Origin of the sequence: Streptomyces sp. HUAS MG91 (assembly GCF_040529335.1) — a bacterium.
GTDB lineage: Bacteria > Actinomycetota > Actinomycetes > Streptomycetales > Streptomycetaceae > Streptomyces > Streptomyces tabacisoli.
In genome coordinates this window covers 5,895,902-5,912,550 of sequence record NZ_CP159534.1, presented here as the reverse complement: position 1 = coordinate 5,912,550, position 16,649 = coordinate 5,895,902, and the positions used below count along the sequence as shown (strand labels likewise).

At 71.7% G+C, this 16,649-nt stretch carries 17 protein-coding genes; 4 read left to right on the top strand and 13 right to left on the bottom strand.

From position 1 onward, the window contains the following. Positions 1-97: 97 nt before the first annotated feature. From gatB to ABII15_RS26960, 9 genes are all read right to left on the bottom strand, one after another. Positions 98-1,612, bottom strand: coding sequence for an Asp-tRNA(Asn)/Glu-tRNA(Gln) amidotransferase subunit GatB (gatB, locus tag ABII15_RS27000; protein ID WP_353944870.1), 1,515 nt, complete (start codon positions 1,610-1,612; stop codon positions 98-100). Between the two features lie 16 nt (positions 1,613-1,628). Next, positions 1,629-1,862 carry a hypothetical protein gene (locus ABII15_RS26995; RefSeq protein WP_207827847.1) on the bottom strand — a complete coding sequence of 78 codons (234 nt, stop codon included), beginning with the start codon at positions 1,860-1,862 and terminating at the stop codon, positions 1,629-1,631. 5 nt (positions 1,863-1,867) lie between these two features. Then, positions 1,868-3,361 carry an Asp-tRNA(Asn)/Glu-tRNA(Gln) amidotransferase subunit GatA gene (gene gatA / locus ABII15_RS26990; RefSeq protein ID WP_353944869.1) on the bottom strand — a complete coding sequence of 498 codons (1,494 nt, stop codon included), beginning with the start codon at positions 3,359-3,361 and terminating at the stop codon, positions 1,868-1,870. 5 nt (positions 3,362-3,366) lie between these two features. Continuing rightward, entirely contained in the window at positions 3,367-3,663 is a 297-nt protein-coding gene (gatC, locus tag ABII15_RS26985) for an Asp-tRNA(Asn)/Glu-tRNA(Gln) amidotransferase subunit GatC (RefSeq protein WP_018531282.1), read from the bottom strand. Positions 3,664-3,915: 252 nt separating this feature from the next. Next, entirely contained in the window at positions 3,916-6,345 is a 2,430-nt protein-coding gene (locus tag ABII15_RS26980) for a bifunctional diguanylate cyclase/phosphodiesterase (protein WP_353944868.1), read from the bottom strand. A gap of 229 nt (positions 6,346-6,574) precedes the next feature. Further along, on the bottom strand, positions 6,575-8,791 hold the full coding sequence (gene ligA, locus ABII15_RS26975; protein ID WP_353944867.1) for an NAD-dependent DNA ligase LigA: 2,217 nt from the start codon (positions 8,789-8,791) through the stop codon (positions 6,575-6,577). Positions 8,792-8,823: 32 nt separating this feature from the next. Next, the gene (locus ABII15_RS26970) at positions 8,824-9,831 is read right to left on the bottom strand and encodes a methionine synthase (protein WP_353944866.1); all 1,008 of its coding nucleotides are present in this window, start codon (positions 9,829-9,831) and stop codon (positions 8,824-8,826) included. A gap of 37 nt (positions 9,832-9,868) precedes the next feature. Further along, positions 9,869-10,567: an SDR family oxidoreductase gene (locus tag ABII15_RS26965; RefSeq protein ID WP_353944865.1), complete on the bottom strand. Its 699-nt coding sequence runs from the start codon at positions 10,565-10,567 to the stop codon at positions 9,869-9,871. Between the two features lie 27 nt (positions 10,568-10,594). Further along, positions 10,595-11,140, bottom strand: coding sequence for a TIGR00730 family Rossman fold protein (locus ABII15_RS26960; protein ID WP_353944864.1), 546 nt, complete (start codon positions 11,138-11,140; stop codon positions 10,595-10,597). A 75-nt stretch (positions 11,141-11,215) separates the two neighbouring features. On the opposite strand from ABII15_RS26960, the gene ABII15_RS26955 reads away from it, so the two are divergent. Together ABII15_RS26955 and ABII15_RS26950 are read left to right on the top strand one after the other, a co-directional pair. Continuing rightward, positions 11,216-11,545 carry a DUF427 domain-containing protein gene (locus tag ABII15_RS26955; RefSeq protein ID WP_353944863.1) on the top strand — a complete coding sequence of 110 codons (330 nt, stop codon included), beginning with the start codon at positions 11,216-11,218 and terminating at the stop codon, positions 11,543-11,545. A 245-nt stretch (positions 11,546-11,790) separates the two neighbouring features. Further along, positions 11,791-12,219: a hypothetical protein gene (locus tag ABII15_RS26950; protein ID WP_353944862.1), complete on the top strand. Its 429-nt coding sequence runs from the start codon at positions 11,791-11,793 to the stop codon at positions 12,217-12,219. Here the strand turns inward: ABII15_RS26950 and mnmA are convergent. Next, on the bottom strand, positions 12,216-13,364 hold the full coding sequence (mnmA, locus tag ABII15_RS26945) for a tRNA 2-thiouridine(34) synthase MnmA (RefSeq protein WP_353944861.1): 1,149 nt from the start codon (positions 13,362-13,364) through the stop codon (positions 12,216-12,218). The genes ABII15_RS26950 and mnmA overlap by 4 nt on opposite strands. A gap of 90 nt (positions 13,365-13,454) precedes the next feature. On the opposite strand from mnmA, the gene ABII15_RS26940 reads away from it, so the two are divergent. Next, positions 13,455-14,135, top strand: coding sequence for a peptidoglycan recognition family protein (locus ABII15_RS26940; protein ID WP_353944860.1), 681 nt, complete (start codon positions 13,455-13,457; stop codon positions 14,133-14,135). Positions 14,136-14,160: 25 nt separating this feature from the next. On the opposite strand, the gene ABII15_RS26935 is transcribed toward ABII15_RS26940, so the two are convergent. From ABII15_RS26935 to ABII15_RS26925, 3 genes are all read right to left on the bottom strand, one after another. Then, positions 14,161-15,330 (bottom strand): cysteine desulfurase family protein, encoded by a 1,170-nt coding sequence (locus tag ABII15_RS26935; RefSeq protein ID WP_353944859.1) that lies wholly within the window; start codon positions 15,328-15,330, stop codon positions 14,161-14,163. Between the two features lie 82 nt (positions 15,331-15,412). After that, the gene (locus ABII15_RS26930) at positions 15,413-15,694 is read right to left on the bottom strand and encodes a DUF4190 domain-containing protein (protein ID WP_353944858.1); all 282 of its coding nucleotides are present in this window, start codon (positions 15,692-15,694) and stop codon (positions 15,413-15,415) included. A 55-nt stretch (positions 15,695-15,749) separates the two neighbouring features. Next, positions 15,750-15,908 (bottom strand): hypothetical protein, encoded by a 159-nt coding sequence (locus ABII15_RS26925; RefSeq protein WP_353944857.1) that lies wholly within the window; start codon positions 15,906-15,908, stop codon positions 15,750-15,752. Between the two features lie 100 nt (positions 15,909-16,008). On the opposite strand from ABII15_RS26925, the gene ABII15_RS26920 reads away from it, so the two are divergent. Next, complete coding sequence (locus tag ABII15_RS26920; protein ID WP_353944856.1) at positions 16,009-16,632, top strand: TetR family transcriptional regulator; 624 nt, start codon at positions 16,009-16,011, stop codon at positions 16,630-16,632. Positions 16,633-16,649: the final 17 nt, after the last annotated feature.

Here is a 16,649-nt window from a genome sequence, read left to right as displayed (position 1 = left end):
CTCCGGCGATTGAGGAGCGGGGGTCCGGGGCGGAGCCCCGAGAGGGTGCGGGCAGCGGCCCGCACCCTCTCGTTCCGGTCAACCGACGGAGTGGACGTCAGCCTTCGCTGACGCCCAGCTTCTCCAGGATCAGTTCCTTGACGCGGGCCGCGTCGGCCTGACCCCGGGTCGCCTTCATGACGGCGCCCACGAGGGCTCCGGCGGCGGCGACCTTGCCGGACTGGATCTTGGCGACGATGCCGGCATTGCCCGCGATCGCCTCGTCCACGGCGGTGTTCAGCGCGCCCTCGTCCGAGACGACCTTCAGGCCGCGCTTCTCGACGACCTCGTCCGGGGTGCCCTCGCCCTTGAGGACGCCGTCGATGACCTGACGGGCGAGCTTGTCGTTGAGGTCGCCCTTGGCGACCAGCTCCGACACCCGGGCCACGTACTCGGGCGTGATGGGCAGTTCGCCGAGCTCGACGCCCTGCTCGTTGGCGTTGCGCGCCAGCTCGCCCATCCACCACTTGCGGGCGGACGCCGAGTCGGCACCGGCGTTGATCGTCGCGACGATCGGGCCGATGGCGCCGGCGTTGCGGATCGACTGCATGTCGTGGGCGGAGATCGCCCACTCCTCGATCAGCCGGTTGCGCTGCGCGAGCGGCAGCTCGGGCAGCTCGGCCCGCAGCGCCTCGACCCACTCGCGGGACGGGGCGACCGGGACCAGGTCGGGCTCCGGGAAGTACCGGTAGTCCTCGGCGTTGTCCTTGATGCGGCCCGACGTGGTGGAGCCGTCCTCCTCGTGGAAGTGACGGGTCTCCTGCACGATGGTGCCGCCGGAGTTCAGGACGGCCGCGTGCCGCTGGATCTCGAAGCGGGCCGCGCGCTCGACGGAACGCAGCGAGTTCACGTTCTTCGTCTCGGAGCGCGTACCGAACTTCTCGGTCCCGTTCGGCCGCAGCGACAGGTTCACGTCGCAGCGCATCTGGCCCTTGTCCATACGGGCCTCGGAGACGTCCAGCGCCTTGATGACCTCGCGGAGCTCGGCGACGTACGCCTTGGCGACCTCGGGGGCCCGCTCGCCCGCGCCCTCGATGGGCTTGGTGACGATCTCGATGAGCGGGATGCCCGCGCGGTTGTAGTCGAGCAGCGAGTGCGAGGCGCCCTGGATGCGGCCGGTGGCACCGCCGACGTGCGTCGACTTGCCGGTGTCCTCCTCCATGTGGGCGCGCTCGATCTCCACGCGGAAGACCTCGCCGTCCTCCAGCTGCACGTCGAGGTAGCCGTTGAAGGCGATCGGCTCGTCGTACTGGGAGGTCTGGAAGTTCTTCGGCATGTCCGGATAGAAGTAGTTCTTCCGGGCGAAACGGCACCATTCGGCGATCTCGCAGTGCAGCGCGAGGCCGATCTTGATGGCCGACTCGACGCCGATCTCGTTCACGACCGGCAGCGCGCCGGGCAGACCGAGACAGGTCGGGCAGGTCTGACTGTTGGCGTCCTGCTTCAGCTCGGTGGAGCAGCCGCAGAACATCTTCGTCTTCGTGCCGAGTTCGACATGGACCTCCAGGCCCATGACGGGGTCGTACGCCGCGAGGGCTTCCTCGTACGACACCAGGTCAGTCGTGGCAGTCACGGTGAAACTTTCCCTCTCAGCCCAGCAGGACGTCGTCGTCGCCCAGGCGCTTGAGCTCCCGGTAGAGGATCGCCAGGCCGGTGACGATGGCGGCGGCGGACACGGCGGCGTCGATCAGCCGCAGGGTGTCGTTGTCGTTCTTGGCCATCCGCGCCTGCTTCGCGACACTGATCGCGCCGAAGGCGGTGCTGGCGGCCGACACGTACACGCCGGTCTTGGACTTCTTGAAGTTCTTGGCCTTCTTTGCCATGGCACTCACAGCGACGGAGCCTCCTCGAGCAGCGGGTGCCCCCACTTTTCCACGAAGGCGGCCTCGACGGCGGCGCCGACCTTGTACAGCCGGTCGTCCTTCATGGCGGGGGCGATGATCTGCAGGCCGACCGGCAGTCCGTCCTCCGGCGCGAGGCCGCAGGGCAGCGACATGGCGGAGTTGCCGGCCAGGTTGGTCGGGATGGTGCACAGGTCCGCGAGGTACATCGCCATCGGGTCGTCGGCGCGCTCGCCGATCGGGAAGGCGGTGGTCGGCGTCGTCGGCGAGACGATGACGTCGACCTGCTCGAACGCGGCTTCGAACTCGCGCGTGATGAGCGTACGGACCTTCTGGGCGCTGCCGTAGTACGCGTCGTAGTAGCCGGAGCTGAGTGCGTACGTGCCCAGGATGATGCGGCGCTTGACCTCGTCGCCGAAGCCGGCCTCGCGGGTCAGCGCGGTGACCTCCTCGGCGGAGTGCGTGCCGTCGTCGCCGACCCGCAGGCCGTAACGCATGGCGTCGAACCGGGCGAGGTTCGAGGAGCACTCCGACGGGGCGATCAGGTAGTACGCGGACAGCGCCAGGTCGAACGTCGGGCAGTCCAGCTCGACGATCTCCGCGCCGAGCGACTTCAGCATCTCGACGGACTCGTCGAAGCGCTGCACGACGCCGGCCTGGTAGCCCTCGCCGCGGAACTGCTTGACGACGCCGACCCGCATGCCCCGCACCGAGCCGTTGCGCGCGGCCTCGACGACCGGCGGGACCGGAGCGTCGATGGACGTGGAGTCCAGCGGGTCGTGCCCGGCGATCGCCTCGTGCAGCAGCGCCGCGTCCAGGACCGTACGGGCGCAGGGCCCGCCCTGGTCGAGGGAGGACGAGAACGCGACCATGCCGAAGCGGGAGACGCCGCCGTACGTGGGCTTGACGCCGACGGTGCCGGTGACGGCGGCAGGCTGGCGGATGGAACCGCCGGTGTCCGTGCCGATGGCCAGCGGGGCCTCGTACGCGGCGAGCGCGGCCGAGGAGCCGCCGCCGGAGCCGCCGGGGATGCGGGTCAGGTCCCACGGGTTGCCGGTGGGCCCGTACGCGCTGTTCTCGGTGGAGGACCCCATGGCGAACTCGTCCATGTTGGTCTTGCCGAGGACCACGACGTCGGCGGCCTTCAGCTTCTTGACCAGCGTGGCGTCGTACGGCGGGATCCAGCCCTCGAGGATCTTGGAGCCGACCGTGGTCGGGATGCCCTCGGTGGTGAAGATGTCCTTCAGCGCGAGCGGGACGCCGGCCAGCGGGCCCAGCTTCTCGCCCGCGGCGCGCTTGGCGTCGACGGCGGCGGCCTGCTTCAGGGCGCCCTCGCGGTCGACGTGCAGGAAGGCGTGCACCTTCTCGTCGACGGCCTCGATCCGGGCCAGGTGGGCCTCGGTGACCTCGACGGCCGTGAGATCACCGGAAGCGATCTTCGCGGCGATCTCGGCGGCGGTGAGCTTGATGATGTCCGTCATGGTGATTAGTCCTCCCCCAGGATCTGCGGCACCTTGAAACGCTGCTGCTCCTGGGCCGGGGCGCCGGAGAGCGCCTGCTCGGGGGTGAGCGACGGACGGACCTCGTCCGCGCGCATGACGTTCGTCAGCGGCAGCGGGTGGGAGGTCGGCGGTACGTCTTGGTCGGCGACCTCGCTGACGCGGGCGACCGCGCCGATGATGTCGTCGAGCTGGCCTGCGAAGTGGTCGAGCTCTTCGGGCTTCAGCTCCAGACGCGCCAGCCGGGCGAGGTGGGCGACCTCCTCGCGCGTGATGCCAGGCATGCAGCGATCCTCTGGGGTGAGTGTGTGTGGTTTGGCCTCAATCCTATGGGTGCCCGGGGTGTGCCTGGTAAACGGTTGTGGGCGCAGGCGGTCGGCCCGGTTCTCCGACTGCGGCCCGGTGGGGCTTCTCGCGCAGTTCCCCGCGCCCCTGAAAGGCCTGCGGCCTTCAGGGGAGGCTGCGCGCAGCGCATGCCTCAGGGGCGCGGGGAACTGCGCGACCAGCCACGACGAAAGCCGCACCCGACCACCGGGTCAGACGTCGTCGGCCCCCGGCAACACCGCGGTGGCGGCCCGCTGCCACCCCCGGTCACCCCGGGCCCGGAGCCACGCGGTGGTCTCGTCGGGCGGCATCGCGGCGGCGACGAGCCACCCCTGCACCGCGTCGCACCCCAGATCCCGCAGCCGCTCCCACGTCTCGTCGTCCTCCACGCCCTCGGCGACGACGAGCAGCCCGAGCGAGTGCGCCAGGTCGACCGTGCACCGCACGATCTCCGCGTCCTCGTTGTCCACCGCGAGCCGGGCCACGAAGGACCGGTCGATCTTCAGCTCGCTGACCGGCAGCCGCCGCAGATGCACGAGCGAGGAGTACCCGGTGCCGAAGTCGTCGAGCGACATCTTCACCCCGTGCCCGGTCAGCCCGGCCAGGGTGTCGGCGGCGCGCTGCGGGTCCTCCAGGAGCACGTGTTCCGTTATCTCCAGCTGGAGCGACCCGGCCGGGACTCCGTGCCGGGCCAGCCGCGCGGCGACCGCGCCCGCGAAGCCGGGGGTGTGGACGTCGCGCGGTGACACGTTCACCGCGACGGGCACGTACAGGCCCGCCGCCCGCCAGCGCGCGACCTGGGCCAGCGCCGTCTCCAGGACGTACTCGGTCAGGTGCGGCATCAGGCCGGAGGACTCGGCGATGGCGATGAACTCGTCAGGCGGAACCTTCCCTCGCTCGGGATGCACCCACCGCACCAGCGCTTCGAGACCCGCCACCTGCCCGTCGAAGCGGACCTTCGGCTGGTAGTGCAGCTCCACGTCGCCCGCGTCGAGCGCGCGCCGCAGATCGCCCAGCAGACCGAGCCGGTCGGGGGTGTTGGAGTCCCGCTTCGACTCGTAGACCTCGACGCCCGTACGGTCGCGCTTGGCCTGGTACATCGCGACGTCGGCCCGGCGCAGCAGCCCCTCGGCGTCGAGGGCGTGGTCGGGGAAGACGGCGAGGCCCGCGCTGGCCTCGAGGACCAGCGTGAGCCCGTCGAGGTCGAGCGGCGAGCCGAGGGCGGCGACCAGACCGCGGGCGACCCGGGACGCGGACGTCGTGGAGTCGGCGACCGGCAGCAGCACCGCGAACTCGTCCCCGCCGAGCCGCGCGGCCTCCGCCCCGCGCGGCAGTGCCGCCCTGAGCCGGTCCGCGATCTGCAGCAGGAGCCGGTCGCCGGCGAGGTGGCCGAGCGTGTCGTTCACCGAGCGGAACCGGTCGAGGTCGATCAGCAGGAGCGCGCTGCGGGCACCGATCCGCTCGGCGTCGTCGAGCGCGGTCCAGGTGCGTTCGAGCAGCCACTGGCGGTTGGGCAGTCCGGTGAGCGGGTCGCGCAGCTGTTCCTCGGCGCGGGCGCGGGCGATCCAGAGCGTGGAGTCGAGCGCGATCAGCGGGATCGAGAACAGCGGCAGCAGCACGGGCAGCGCGACGGCGACGACGCACACGAGCGGCGCGATGCCGAGCAGCGCGACTCCCACCAGGCCCTGCCGGACGAGCGCGGTGCGGTCGACCTTGGGCAGGCCGGAGCTGCGCGGCGCGTGCACGTAGTAGAGCAGGAGCCGGGTGACCAGCAGGTACGAGGCCGCCACCAGGGCGATCTCGGGCGCTGTGAAGAAGTCCCAGGTCTCCGGCTTCCACGGGGACTCGACGGACGGTACGCGGCCTAACGCGGCCAGGACCAGGGCGCCCGCCCCGATGCCGAGGATGTCGATCGCGCCGTGCAGCACGCCCTGGCGCCAGCGGTGTCTGCGGGCCGCGCCGACGAGCACGACCACGGTCAGGCTGACCATCCCGGCGGGCACCCAGCCGTACAGCAGCAGGACGGCGAGGGTGAGGGCGCCGCCGGAGCCGGTGCCGCCCCACCAGCGGTCGCGGCCCATGGCGACCAGGTGGCCGACGATGATGCCGGTCAGGATCGCGAGGGACCAGCCGACGACGCCGGACGGGAAGAGCGCGTGGTTCCCGGTGAACGCCCGGTAGAACCCGGCGGCCAGGATCACGGCGGCGAGCGCGACGACCGCGCCGGGCAGCAGCGGCAGGGCGGTCGCGCGGGCATTGTCTGCCGGTCCGCCGTGCTGGTTCTGGGCGGGGGTGGCCACGCCGATGTGACCGCCCGCGGTCAGTGCGGCGGGGTGCCGCTCGGCGGGCGGGACGGGCGTGCCCCCGGTCCGCGGGGCGGCGCCCCGGGACGCGGCGCCCGGCGGGCTCTGGACTCCGAAGGCCGCCCGGCCGCCCCGGGTCCGGTCCGAGCCGGGCCGGGCGAGACCCAGCCCTCTCTCACGCCACCAATTGCGCCAGTTCACCGCACCACCGCGTTCGCTCTCCCCGTGACCGCTGTCGCTGTCGCCGCCGCCCTCACCGGGGCGTCGGGCCGTGCCGCGCCGCAACCGCCGGCGCGGCAGCAGCCGTGAGTCCGGGGCGGCGCTCTCGGTCGGTTCCATTCCCGTCCCTCTCACAGCCGGCGGTGCCCAGATCCGCAGCCCGCTCCCCGGGCTTCCGTGGAGCGGAGGTTGCCCCATCCGCAGCAGGACACGGCAGGCGCACACCCTCAACAGTAGGCCGCAGAAGGCTTCCACGGGCACCAGACGGACGCGCCCGGCCGTGGATACCCGAATGCGACCCGGCCACCCGTATGCATCTGATATGCGCTGAACGGGTGGCCTTCAACCGCTACTCCTCAGTCGGTTCCTCGGCGGGAAGCGCCAGTTCGGCGGCGGCGTCGGGACCTTGGTCGAGGAGCACGGCGAAGCCGGCCTCGTCCAGAACCGGAACCTTCACCTGCATGGCCTTGTCGTATTTGGATCCCGGGTTGTCCCCGACAACGACAAAGGACGTCTTCTTGGAAACGGAACCTGTCACCTTGGCACCTCTGCTCTGCAGGGCGTCCTTCGCGCCGTCCCGGGTGAAGTTCTCCAGGGTGCCGGTGACGACGACGGTGAGGCCTTCGAGCGGGCGCGGCCCCTCGTCCTCACCGGCCCCTTCCTCCTCCATGCGCACACCGGCATCACGCCATTTCCGCAGAATCTCCCGATGCCAGTCCTCGGCGAACCACTGCTTCACGGAGGCGGCGATGATCCCGCCTACGCCATCGGTGGCGGCCAGCTCCTCCTCTGTGGCCTGGTCGATGCGGTCGACGGAGCGGAACTCGCGGGCCAGTGCCTCGGCCGCGACGGGGCCCACGTGCCGGATGGAGAGGCCGTTGATGACGCGGGCGAGCGGCCGGTCCTTGGCGGCTGCGATGTTCTCCAGCATCGACAGCGCGTTCTTCCGCGGCTCGCCCTTCTGGTTGGCGAAGACCGTGACGACCTTGTCCTCACCGGTCTTCGGGTCCCGCTTGGGCAGGCCGCTGTCGGGGTCGAGGACGTACGCCTTGATGGGCAGCAGCTGCTCGATGGTGAGGTCGAACAGATCGCCCTCGTCGGTCAGCGGCGGCTCGGCGGGCTCCAGCGGGGCGGTGAGCGCGGCGGCGGCGACCGCCCCGAAGTTCTCGATGTCCAGGCACTGCCGGCCGCCCAGATAGAACAGCCGCTCCCGCAACTGGGCGGGGCAGGTGCGGGCGTTGGGACACCGCAGGTCGATGTCGCCCTCCTTCATGGCCCGCAGCGGGGTGCCGCACTCGGGACATTCGGCGGGCATCTCGAACTCGTACTCGCTGCCGTCGCGCAGGTCGACGACCGGGCCGAGGATCTCGGGGATGACGTCACCGGCCTTACGGATGACGACGGTGTCCCCGATGAGCACGCCCTTCTTCTTGACGATCTCCTGGTTGTGCAGCGTCGCGAACTCGACCTCGGAGCCCGCCACCGTCACCGGCTCGACCTGCGCGTACGGGGTGACGCGGCCGGTGCGGCCCACGCCGACCCGGATGTTGACCAGCTTGGTGTTGACCTCTTCGGGCGGGAACTTCCAGGCGATGGCCCAGCGCGGGGCGCGCGCGGTGGAGCCGAGCCGGCCCTGGAGCGGGATCTCGTCGAGCTTGATGACGGCGCCGTCGATCTCGTGCTCGACGGAGTGCCGGTTCTCCCCGTAGTACGCGATGAACTTCCGTACGCCGTCGAGGTCGTCGACCACTCTGTTGTGCTTCGCGGTGGGCAGGCCCCACTCGCGCAGCAGGTCGTACGCCTCCGACAGGCGGGCGATGTCGAAGCCCTCGCGGGCGCCGATGCCGTGCACGACCATGCGCAGCGGGCGGGTCGCGGTGACCCGGGGGTCCTTCTGGCGGAGTGAACCCGCCGCCGCGTTGCGCGGGTTGGCGAAGGGCTTGTCGCCGGCCTCGACCAGCCGGGCGTTCAGCTCCTCGAACTTCTCCATCGGGAAGAAGACCTCACCGCGGATCTCGACGAGGTCCGGGACGCGCTCGCCCTGGAGTCGGTCGGGGATCTCGGCGATCGTGCGGACGTTGGGCGTGATGTCCTCGCCGACGCGGCCGTCGCCGCGGGTGGCCGCGCGGGTCAGCCGCCCGTGCTCGTACGTCAGGTTGACCGCGAGGCCGTCGATCTTCAGCTCGCACAGGAAGTGATAGCCGGACGCGCCGACGTCCTTGTGGACGCGCTCGGCCCAGGCCGCCAACTCCAGGTCGTCGAAGGCGTTGTCGAGCGAGAGCATGCGCTCGCGGTGCTCCACGGACGTGAACTCCGTGGCGTAGTTGCCCGCGACCTTCTGGGTCGGCGAGTCGGGGGTGCGCAGCTCGGAGTACTGCTCCTCGAGCGCTTCGAGGGAGCGCAGCAGCCTGTCGAACTCGGCGTCGGAGACGACCGGCGCGTCCTTCACGTAGTACCGGAAGCGGTGCTCTTCGATCTGCTCGGCCAGCTGGGCGTGCTCGTCCCGCGCCGTCGCGGGCACGGAGCTCTCGGTCTCCGCCTTCTTTCCAGCGCTTGCGGCAGCCACCGTCTCTTCCTCCCGTTTGCCTTCGTCCCCGGTCACTCAGGGTTGTCCGCGAGTGATCTCGCCGCCCGGGCGCAGTGGGCGAGCGCCGCGCGGGCGTACGCGGGCGAGGCGCCCGCGAGTCCGCACGACGGCGTGACCACGACCGACTCCGCGAGCGACCCCGGATTCAGCCCCAGCCTGCGCCACAGCGTCCTGACACCCATGACGCTACCGGCAGGGTCCGACAATGGAGCGTCCACGCCGGGTACGACACCGGCGAAGAGTCGGGTGCCGCCTTCGACGGCCTCGCCGATCGCCTCGTCGTCACGCTCGGTGAGGAGCGAGAAGTCGAAGGAGATCGCGTCGGCGCCGGCCCTGCGCAGCAGTGCGAACGGGACGTCGGGGGCGCAGGAGTGGACGACGGTGGGTCCGTCGGCGTGGACGCCGAGGACGTCGCGCAGGGCGCTCTCCACGACCTGCCGGTCGACGGCGCGGTGGGTGCGGTACTCGCTCGCGGTCCTGACCTGTCCGCGCAGCACGGCGATGAGGGAGGGCTCGTCGAGCTGGAGCACGAGCCGGGCGCCGGGGACGCGGCGGCGCAGGTCGGCGAGGTGGGTGCGCAGGCCCTCGGCGAGCGAGCCCGCGAGGTCGCGGCAGGCGCCCGGGTCGGAGAGCGCGGCCTCGCCGTTGCGCAGCTCCAGCGCGGCGGCGAGGGTCCACGGCCCGACGGCCTGCACCTTGAGCGGTCCCTCGTAGCCCTGGGTGAACTCCTCCAGCGCGTCGAGGTCTTCGCCCAGCCACGACCGGGCGCGCCTGGTGTCGCGCCCGGGCCGGTCGCCGATCCGCCAGCCGCTGGGCTCCACGCGCGCGTACAGGTCGACGAGGAGTCCCGCGGTTCTGCCGATCATGTCGGCGCCGGGCCCGCGCGCGGGCAGCTCGGCGAGGAACGGGAAGTCCTCGAAGCTGCCGGTGACGGTCTTGGCGGCCTCCCGGGCGTCACCGCCGGGCATCGACCCGACGCCGGTCGCCGGTCCCCACTTGAAGTCGCTCTTTTCGCTCACCCACGAAGGGTACGTAACCGGGCCGGGAGCCCGGTCGTCAGCGTCCCGGGCGGACCGTCAGGTCGTTGACCTCGGCGTCGCGCGGGAGGTCGAGGGCCATGACGATGGTGGTGGCCATCGACTCGGGGTCGATCCAGCGGGCCGCGTCGTATTCCTTGCCCTCCTGCTGGTGCACCTTGGCCTGCATGGGGCTGGCGGTGCGGCCGGGGTAGACGGACGTGACCCGTACGCCGTTGTCGTGCTCCTCCTGGCGCAGCGAGTCGGCGAGTGCCTTCAGGCCGTGCTTGGAGGCGGCGTACGCGGCCCAGTCGGGGCTCGCCCGCAGCCCGGCGCCGGAGTTCACGAACACCACGTGCCCCTGGGCGAGCCGCAGTTGGGGCAGGAAGTGGCGGGTCAGCTCGGCGGGGGCGACGAGGTTGACGTTGAGCTGGTGGCGCCAGGCCTTCGGGGTCAGCTCGCCCACCGGTCCCAGGTCGACGACGCCGGCGATGTGCAGCAGCGAGTCGACCCGGTCGGGCAGCGTCTGGTGGGAGAACGCCCAGGACAGCCTGTCCGGGTCGGCCAGGTCGCCGACGAGGGTGCGGGCGCCGGGGAACTCGGCGGCGAGTTCCTTGGCGCGGCCCGCGTCGCGCGCGTGGAGGACGAGGTCGTCCCCGCGCGCGTGCAGACGGCGGGCGACGGCGGCGCCGATGCCGGAGCCGGCGCCGGTGATCACGTGAGTGGCAGTGCTGGTCATGGCGCCATGCTCGCACTCCCGTCCGGGCTACCGCTGGCCGAGGGACTCCTCGAGGTAGGCGAGGGCGCCGACCGGCTCCTCGGCGAAGAACACCAGGTCGGTGAGGGGGATCGGCAGGAATCCCTCGTCCTCCATGCGCCGGAACTGCTCTTTCAGGCCGTCGTAGAACCCGGCCGAGTTGAGCAGCACGACGGGCTTGTCGGTCTTCCCGTGCTTCTTCAGCTCCAGGATCTCGGTGGCCTCGTCGAGCGTCCCCGTACCGCCCACCATGATGACGACGGCGTCGGCCTTCTCCAGGAGCAGCCGCTTGCGCTCGGCGAGGTCGGCGGCGACGACCATCTCGTCGGGCGCGGTCACGGCGCGGGCCTTGGCGGCGAGGAACTCCACGGACACCCCGACCAGTCCCCCGCCGCTCGCGTGCACCCCGTCGGCGACGACCTTCATCAGCCCGCTCTCGCTGCCGCCCCACACGAGGGTGTGCCCGCCCTTGCCGAGCAGCTCGGCGAATTCGCGGGCGGGGCGGGTGTAGCGGTCGTCGAGGTCGGCGGCGGAGAGGAAGACGCAGATGTTCATGGGGCCTACGGTACGGGCCCGCGATCGCGCGGCCGTCCCGGGAAGAACCCGCCCGCTGTGAGCGCTGACACAGTCATGGCTGATGGACACACGATCACGATCGAGCAGGATGCACGGCGCGTGCGCGTCGTCCGGGACGGGGAGGTGCTGGCCGACAGCACGAGGGCGCTGCTGCTGAAGGAGACCGGCTGTCCGGAGCGGCACTACATCCCTCCGGAGGATGTGCGGACCGAACTGCTGACCCCGTCGGACACCACGACGTACTGCCCCTTCAAGGGCCACGCCTCGTACTGGTCGCTGCCGGGCGCGCAGGACCTGGTGTGGGCGTACGAGGAGCCGAAGCCCGGGGTGGCCGCCATCAAGGGCCACTTGTGCTTCTACGAGACCCAGGTCGACGACGCCTAGGGCCTGTCTCTCAGATCCCTCCGTCCGCCCGGAGGGCGGGCCCCGCGGCGTCTGGTGCGTGCTCTCGGCGTGCCGGGCGCGAGGCCTCGTACTGGACGTACTCGGCCTTGTGCCCGGTGCGGCGAGAGCACGTGCCAGGCGTCGCGGGGCAGGAGGGATCTGAGAGACAGGCCCTAGCCGGAACCGCCGCCGGGGGCGTGGTCGAATACGGGGGTATCACGGCACGAGGCGGAGGACGACGCGGCATGACGCACGGAGACGGGCAGCAGGGCGTTCCGACGGGCGGCTTCGGGCCGCCCCTGCCATCGTTCGTCCCGCCGCCGCCCGCTCACCCGCCGGCGTTCCCCCCGCCGCCGTCCGTGCCCCCGGCGGCGGGCCCCGGCACCGTGCAGGGCCCCGAGTTCATCGCCGCCGACGAGCACAACGGCCTGGTCGTCGACGCGGACGGCGTCCACTTCGAGCAGGGCCCGCACGCCGTCGACCTCCCGTGGGCGTACGTGCGGACCGTGCGGTTCCAGCCGGTGCCGGACGGTCTGTACGTGACCGCGGTGATGACGGACGGCCCGGTCTACGAGTGCCGGGTCCGGGCCCGCCGCCGCTCCCTGGCGACACAGTGGAGCACCGATCTGGCCGGGGTGCTCCACCACTATCTGGCGGGCCGGCTCAACAGCTAGGCGACCGCCGTGGCCCGGTCGGTGGTCGCGATGGTCGCCGAGCCGACCACGCGCGTACCGGCGTAGAGCACGATCGCCTGGCCGGGTGCGACGCCGCGCACGGGCTCGTCGAAGGACACCCGCAGTTCGTCGTCGACGAGTTCGGCCGTCACCTCGGTCTCCCCGCCGTGGGCGCGGAGCTGCGCCGTGTAGGTGCCCGGGCCGGTGGGGGCCGCGCCGCACCAGCGGGGCTTGATCGCGGTCAGGGCGGACACGTCGAGGGCGGCCGCGGGGCCCACCGTCACCGTGTTGTCCACCGGGGAGATGTCCAGGACGTAGCGGGGCTTGCCGTCGGGGGCGGGGGTGCCGATGCGCAGGCCCTTGCGCTGGCCGATGGTGTAGCCGTACGCGCCCTCGTGGGTGCCGAGCTTGGTGCCGGACTCGTCGACGATGTCGCCCTCCGCCTTGCCGAGGCGGGCGGCCAGGAAGCCCTGGGTGTCGCCGTCGGCGATGAAGCAGATGTCGTGGGAGTCGGGCTTCTTGGCGACGGCGAGGCCGCGGCGCTCGGCCTCCGCGCGGATCTCGTCCTTGGTCGTCTCGGTGTCGCCGAGCGGGAACATGGCGTGGGCGAGCTGGCGGTCGTCCAGGACGCCCAGCACGTAGGACTGGTCCTTGGCCATGTCGGTCGCGCGGTGCAGCTCGCGGTCGCCGTCGGCGTTCACGACGACCTGGGCGTAGTGGCCGGTGCAGACCGCGTCGAAGCCGAGGGCCAGCGCCTTGTCGAGCAGCGCGGCGAACTTGATCTTCTCGTTGCAGCGCAGGCAGGGGTTCGGGGTGCGCCCGGCCTCGTACTCGGCGACGAAGTCCTCGACGACGTCCTCGCGGAAGCGGTCGGCGAGGTCCCACACGTAGAACGGGATGCCGATGACGTCCGCCGCGCGGCGCGCGTCGCGGGAGTCCTCGATGGTGCAACAGCCGCGCGCGCCGGTGCGGAACGACTGCGGGTTCGCCGACAGGGCCAGGTGGACACCTGTCACGTCGTGGCCGGCTTCCGCGGCGCGGGCCGCGGCGACGGCGGAGTCGACACCGCCGGACATGGCGGCGAGAACACGGAGGGGACGGTCCGGGGCGGGGCGCTGCGCGGCGTGCGAGGTCTGGGAAGTCATAGCACTAACAGAGTACGGGGAGCCGGGAACCGAATCGCTCCGATATCCGTTATGGAACATGTACGCGAAAGGTGGGACGGGGGGCGTCGCGTGGGGAAGCAGGGGTCGGGCGGCAAGGACCGTGACCGGGGGATCAGCCGGCGGACCTTGATCGTCGGTGGTGTGGCGTCGGCCGTGGGTGTGGGGCTGCTGGCGCGCGGTGATCTCGCCCGGATGTGGTGGCAGATGCCCGGCGTGGACAAGCCGCGCACCGCGGGCGCGGTGGATTTCAAGGGCGCGGAGTGGGTGGCGGCGGCCGCGGCGAACTGGCGGCGGGCGGACCGACCCGCGGACTATCCGATCGACATGGTCGTCGTCCATGTCACACAGGGCAGCTACAGCGGCACGCTCCAGGTGTTCAAGGATCCCTGGCACGGAGCGTCGGCGCACTACGTCGTGCGCAAGGACGGGCACATCGCGCAGATGATCCGGGAGCTGGACGTCGCGTTCCACGCGGGGAACAGGGACTACAACCAGCGCAGCATCGGCATCGAGCACGAAGGGTTCGTGGACCGGCCCGAGGACTTCACCGCCGCGATGTACGCGTCCTCCGCGAAGCTGACCGCCGGGATCTGCAGACGGTACGGGATACCCGTGGACCGCAAGCACATCATCGGGCACGTCGAGGTGCCGGGCACCGACCACACCGATCCCGGGCTGCACTGGGACTGGGACCGGTACATGAGGCTCGTCCGGGCGGCGTACAAGCAGGCCGGATCGGCCAAGGCCTAGGTCACATCGGTTCGGACCGGCCGGATCAGACCAGGCCCGCCGTGCGGGCGCGGTCCACCGCCGGGCCGATCGCCTTCGCGACCGCCTCGACGTCGGCGCTGGTCGACGTGTGGCCGAGGGAGAAGCGGAGCGTGCCGCGGGCCAGGTCGGGGTCGGTGCCGGTGGCGAGCAGGACATGGCTGGGCTGGGCGATGCCCGCCGTGCAGGCCGAGCCCGTGGAGCACTCGATGCCCTGGGCGTCCAGGAGGAGGAGCAGGGAGTCGCCCTCGCAGCCGGGGAAGGTGAAGTGGGCGTTGGCGGGGAGGCGGCCGCCCGGGGCCGGGTCGCCGCCGAGGATCGCCTCGGGGACCGCGGCGCGCACCGCCGCGACCAGGTCGTCCCTGAGCGCGCCGATCTCGCGGGCGAACGTCTCGCGGTGCTCGTGCGCCAGGCGGCCTGCCGTGGCGAAGGAGGCGATGGCGGGGACGTCGAGGGTGCCGGAGCGGACGTGCCGCTCCTGGCCGCCGCCGTGCAGGACGGGGACGGGGGTGTACTCGCGGCCGAGCAGCAGCGCGCCGATGCCGTACGGGCCGCCGATCTTGTGGCCGGACACGGTCATCGCCGCGAGGCCGGAGGCCGCGAAGTCGACCGGGATCTGGCCGTAGGCCTGGACCGCGTCGGCGTGCAGCGGGATGTCGAACTCCTGCGCCACATCGGCGAGTTCGCGCACCGGCTGGATGGTGCCGATCTCGTTGTTGGCCCACATGACGGTGGCCAGGGCGACATCGGCGGGATCGCGCTCGATCGCGTCCCGGAGCGCGTCGGCGTGGACGCGGCCGTGCGCGTCGACGGGAAGGTACTCGACGGTGGCGCCCTCGTGCTCGGCGAGCCAGTGCACGGCGTCGAGGACGGCGTGGTGCTCGACGGGGCTGGACAGGACGCGGGTGCGGGCCGGGTCGGCGGCGCGGCGGGCCCAGTACAGGCCCTTGACGGCGAGGTTGTCGGCCTCGGTGCCGCCGGAGGTGAAGACGACCTCGCTGGGGCGGGCGCCGAGCGACTCGGCGAGGGTCTCGCGGGACTCCTCGACCGTGCGGCGGGCGCGGCGTCCGGCGGCGTGCAGGGACGAGGCGTTGCCGGTGACGGCGAGCTGGGCGGTCAGCACCTCGACCGCCTCCGGAAGCATCGGGGTGGTCGCGGCGTGGTCGAGGTAAGCCATGGTGGGCACGATTCTACGAGCCCGCCGGAGCCCTTCGGCCGCCGCATGGGGTCCCGTTCCCACGCGCGGCCCCTCAGGGGCCTCAGCCCGTGATGCTCCAGGAGAACGTGCCGTCGGCCGCGACGAGGGCGGCGAGCACGACGAGGTCGGCGACACCGAGGCCGAGACCGAGCAGGGCCCGGCCGCGCCGCGCGGTGCCGCGCCACAGGGCGAGGCCCGCGAGGACGATCGCGACGGGGCCGAGGAAGACGTTCATGACGAGCAGGCCGACGAGGCCGAGGACGAACGAGGCGACGGCCATGCCGTCGGTGTCGCGGCGCCCGGTGGGCCGGGTGCGGGTCGGTGCCTCTGCGGTGAGTTGCATGGTGGTACCCCCTGAATCGACTGGTGCGATCGAGATGCGATCGGCTGGCGCGTGCTCAGTGCTGGTGGCGGCGGCGACCGCGCTCACGCACGGCGAAGACGGCCAGCCAGACGCCGATGACGGCGGCGGCCACGAGCGTGAAGGACAGCGGTGCGTGGGCGACGGTGCCGAGGGCGAAGCCCAGGAGCAGAAGGGCCGCTACGAGGAACAGCACGGGAAACCTCTCAGAGTTGGGTTACAACTGTTCACTGACTACTGAGTCTAACCGTGCACGCGGGTGTCCAATTACGGAGAACAGTTGTTAACTGGATGACATGAGTCACACCCTCGGCAGCCGTCAGGCGCAGAAACAGAAGACCCGGCAGGCGCTGCTCGACGCGGCGCTGGAGCTGCTGGAGGAGCAGAGCCTCAGCAGCCTGGGGCTGCGCGAGGTGACGCGGGCCGTGGGGGTGGCGCCGACCGCGTTCTACCGGCACTTCGACTCCATCGCCGATCTCGGCGCCGCGCTGGTGGAGGAGGCGGTCGGCAGTCTGCACGCGGTGGTCTCGGAGCTGCTGACGGCGACCTGGGACAGTGACGAACGCATCGCGCGGACGGTCGAGTTGATCGCCGCGCATGTGCGTGCGCACCCGGCCCATGTGCGGTTCATCGCGCGCGAGCGGCATGGCGGGGTGCAGGGGGTGCGGGATGCGATCGCCGCGCAGTTCGGGCAGTTCGGCGAGGAGGTGCGGGAGGCACTGCGGCGGGATCCCGAGTCGGTGGGGTGGAGCGAGGAGGACCTGCTGATGCTCGCCGGGTTGTACGTGGACCACATGATGATGGCGGCCGCCGCCTTCCTCGCCACTCCCCCGGCGGACTTTCCTCGTGCGGCGCGACTCGCGGAGCGGCAGTTGCGGCTCGTGAGCCTCGGACGCAGGCACTGGCTGGATGCGTCATGAGCAACTAGGCTTACGGT

Coding starts and splice junctions, on each gene's coding strand:
- ABII15_RS26995 (WP_207827847.1), bottom strand. CDS start 1,862: ATGGCAAAGAAGGCCAAGAACTTCAAGAAGTCCAAGACCGGCGTGTAC.
- gatA (WP_353944869.1), bottom strand. CDS start 3,361: ATGACGGACATCATCAAGCTCACCGCCGCCGAGATCGCCGCGAAGATC.
- gatC (WP_018531282.1), bottom strand. CDS start 3,663: ATGCCTGGCATCACGCGCGAGGAGGTCGCCCACCTCGCCCGGCTGGCG.
- ABII15_RS26980 (WP_353944868.1), bottom strand. CDS start 6,345: ATGGAACCGACCGAGAGCGCCGCCCCGGACTCACGGCTGCTGCCGCGC.
- ABII15_RS26965 (WP_353944865.1), bottom strand. CDS start 10,567: ATGACCAGCACTGCCACTCACGTGATCACCGGCGCCGGCTCCGGCATC.
- ABII15_RS26960 (WP_353944864.1), bottom strand. CDS start 11,140: ATGAACATCTGCGTCTTCCTCTCCGCCGCCGACCTCGACGACCGCTAC.
- ABII15_RS26955 (WP_353944863.1), top strand. CDS start 11,216: ATGGCTGATGGACACACGATCACGATCGAGCAGGATGCACGGCGCGTG.
- ABII15_RS26950 (WP_353944862.1), top strand. CDS start 11,791: ATGACGCACGGAGACGGGCAGCAGGGCGTTCCGACGGGCGGCTTCGGG.
- mnmA (WP_353944861.1), bottom strand. CDS start 13,364: ATGACTTCCCAGACCTCGCACGCCGCGCAGCGCCCCGCCCCGGACCGT.
- ABII15_RS26935 (WP_353944859.1), bottom strand. CDS start 15,330: ATGGCTTACCTCGACCACGCCGCGACCACCCCGATGCTTCCGGAGGCG.
- ABII15_RS26930 (WP_353944858.1), bottom strand. CDS start 15,694: ATGCAACTCACCGCAGAGGCACCGACCCGCACCCGGCCCACCGGGCGC.
- ABII15_RS26920 (WP_353944856.1), top strand. CDS start 16,009: ATGAGTCACACCCTCGGCAGCCGTCAGGCGCAGAAACAGAAGACCCGG.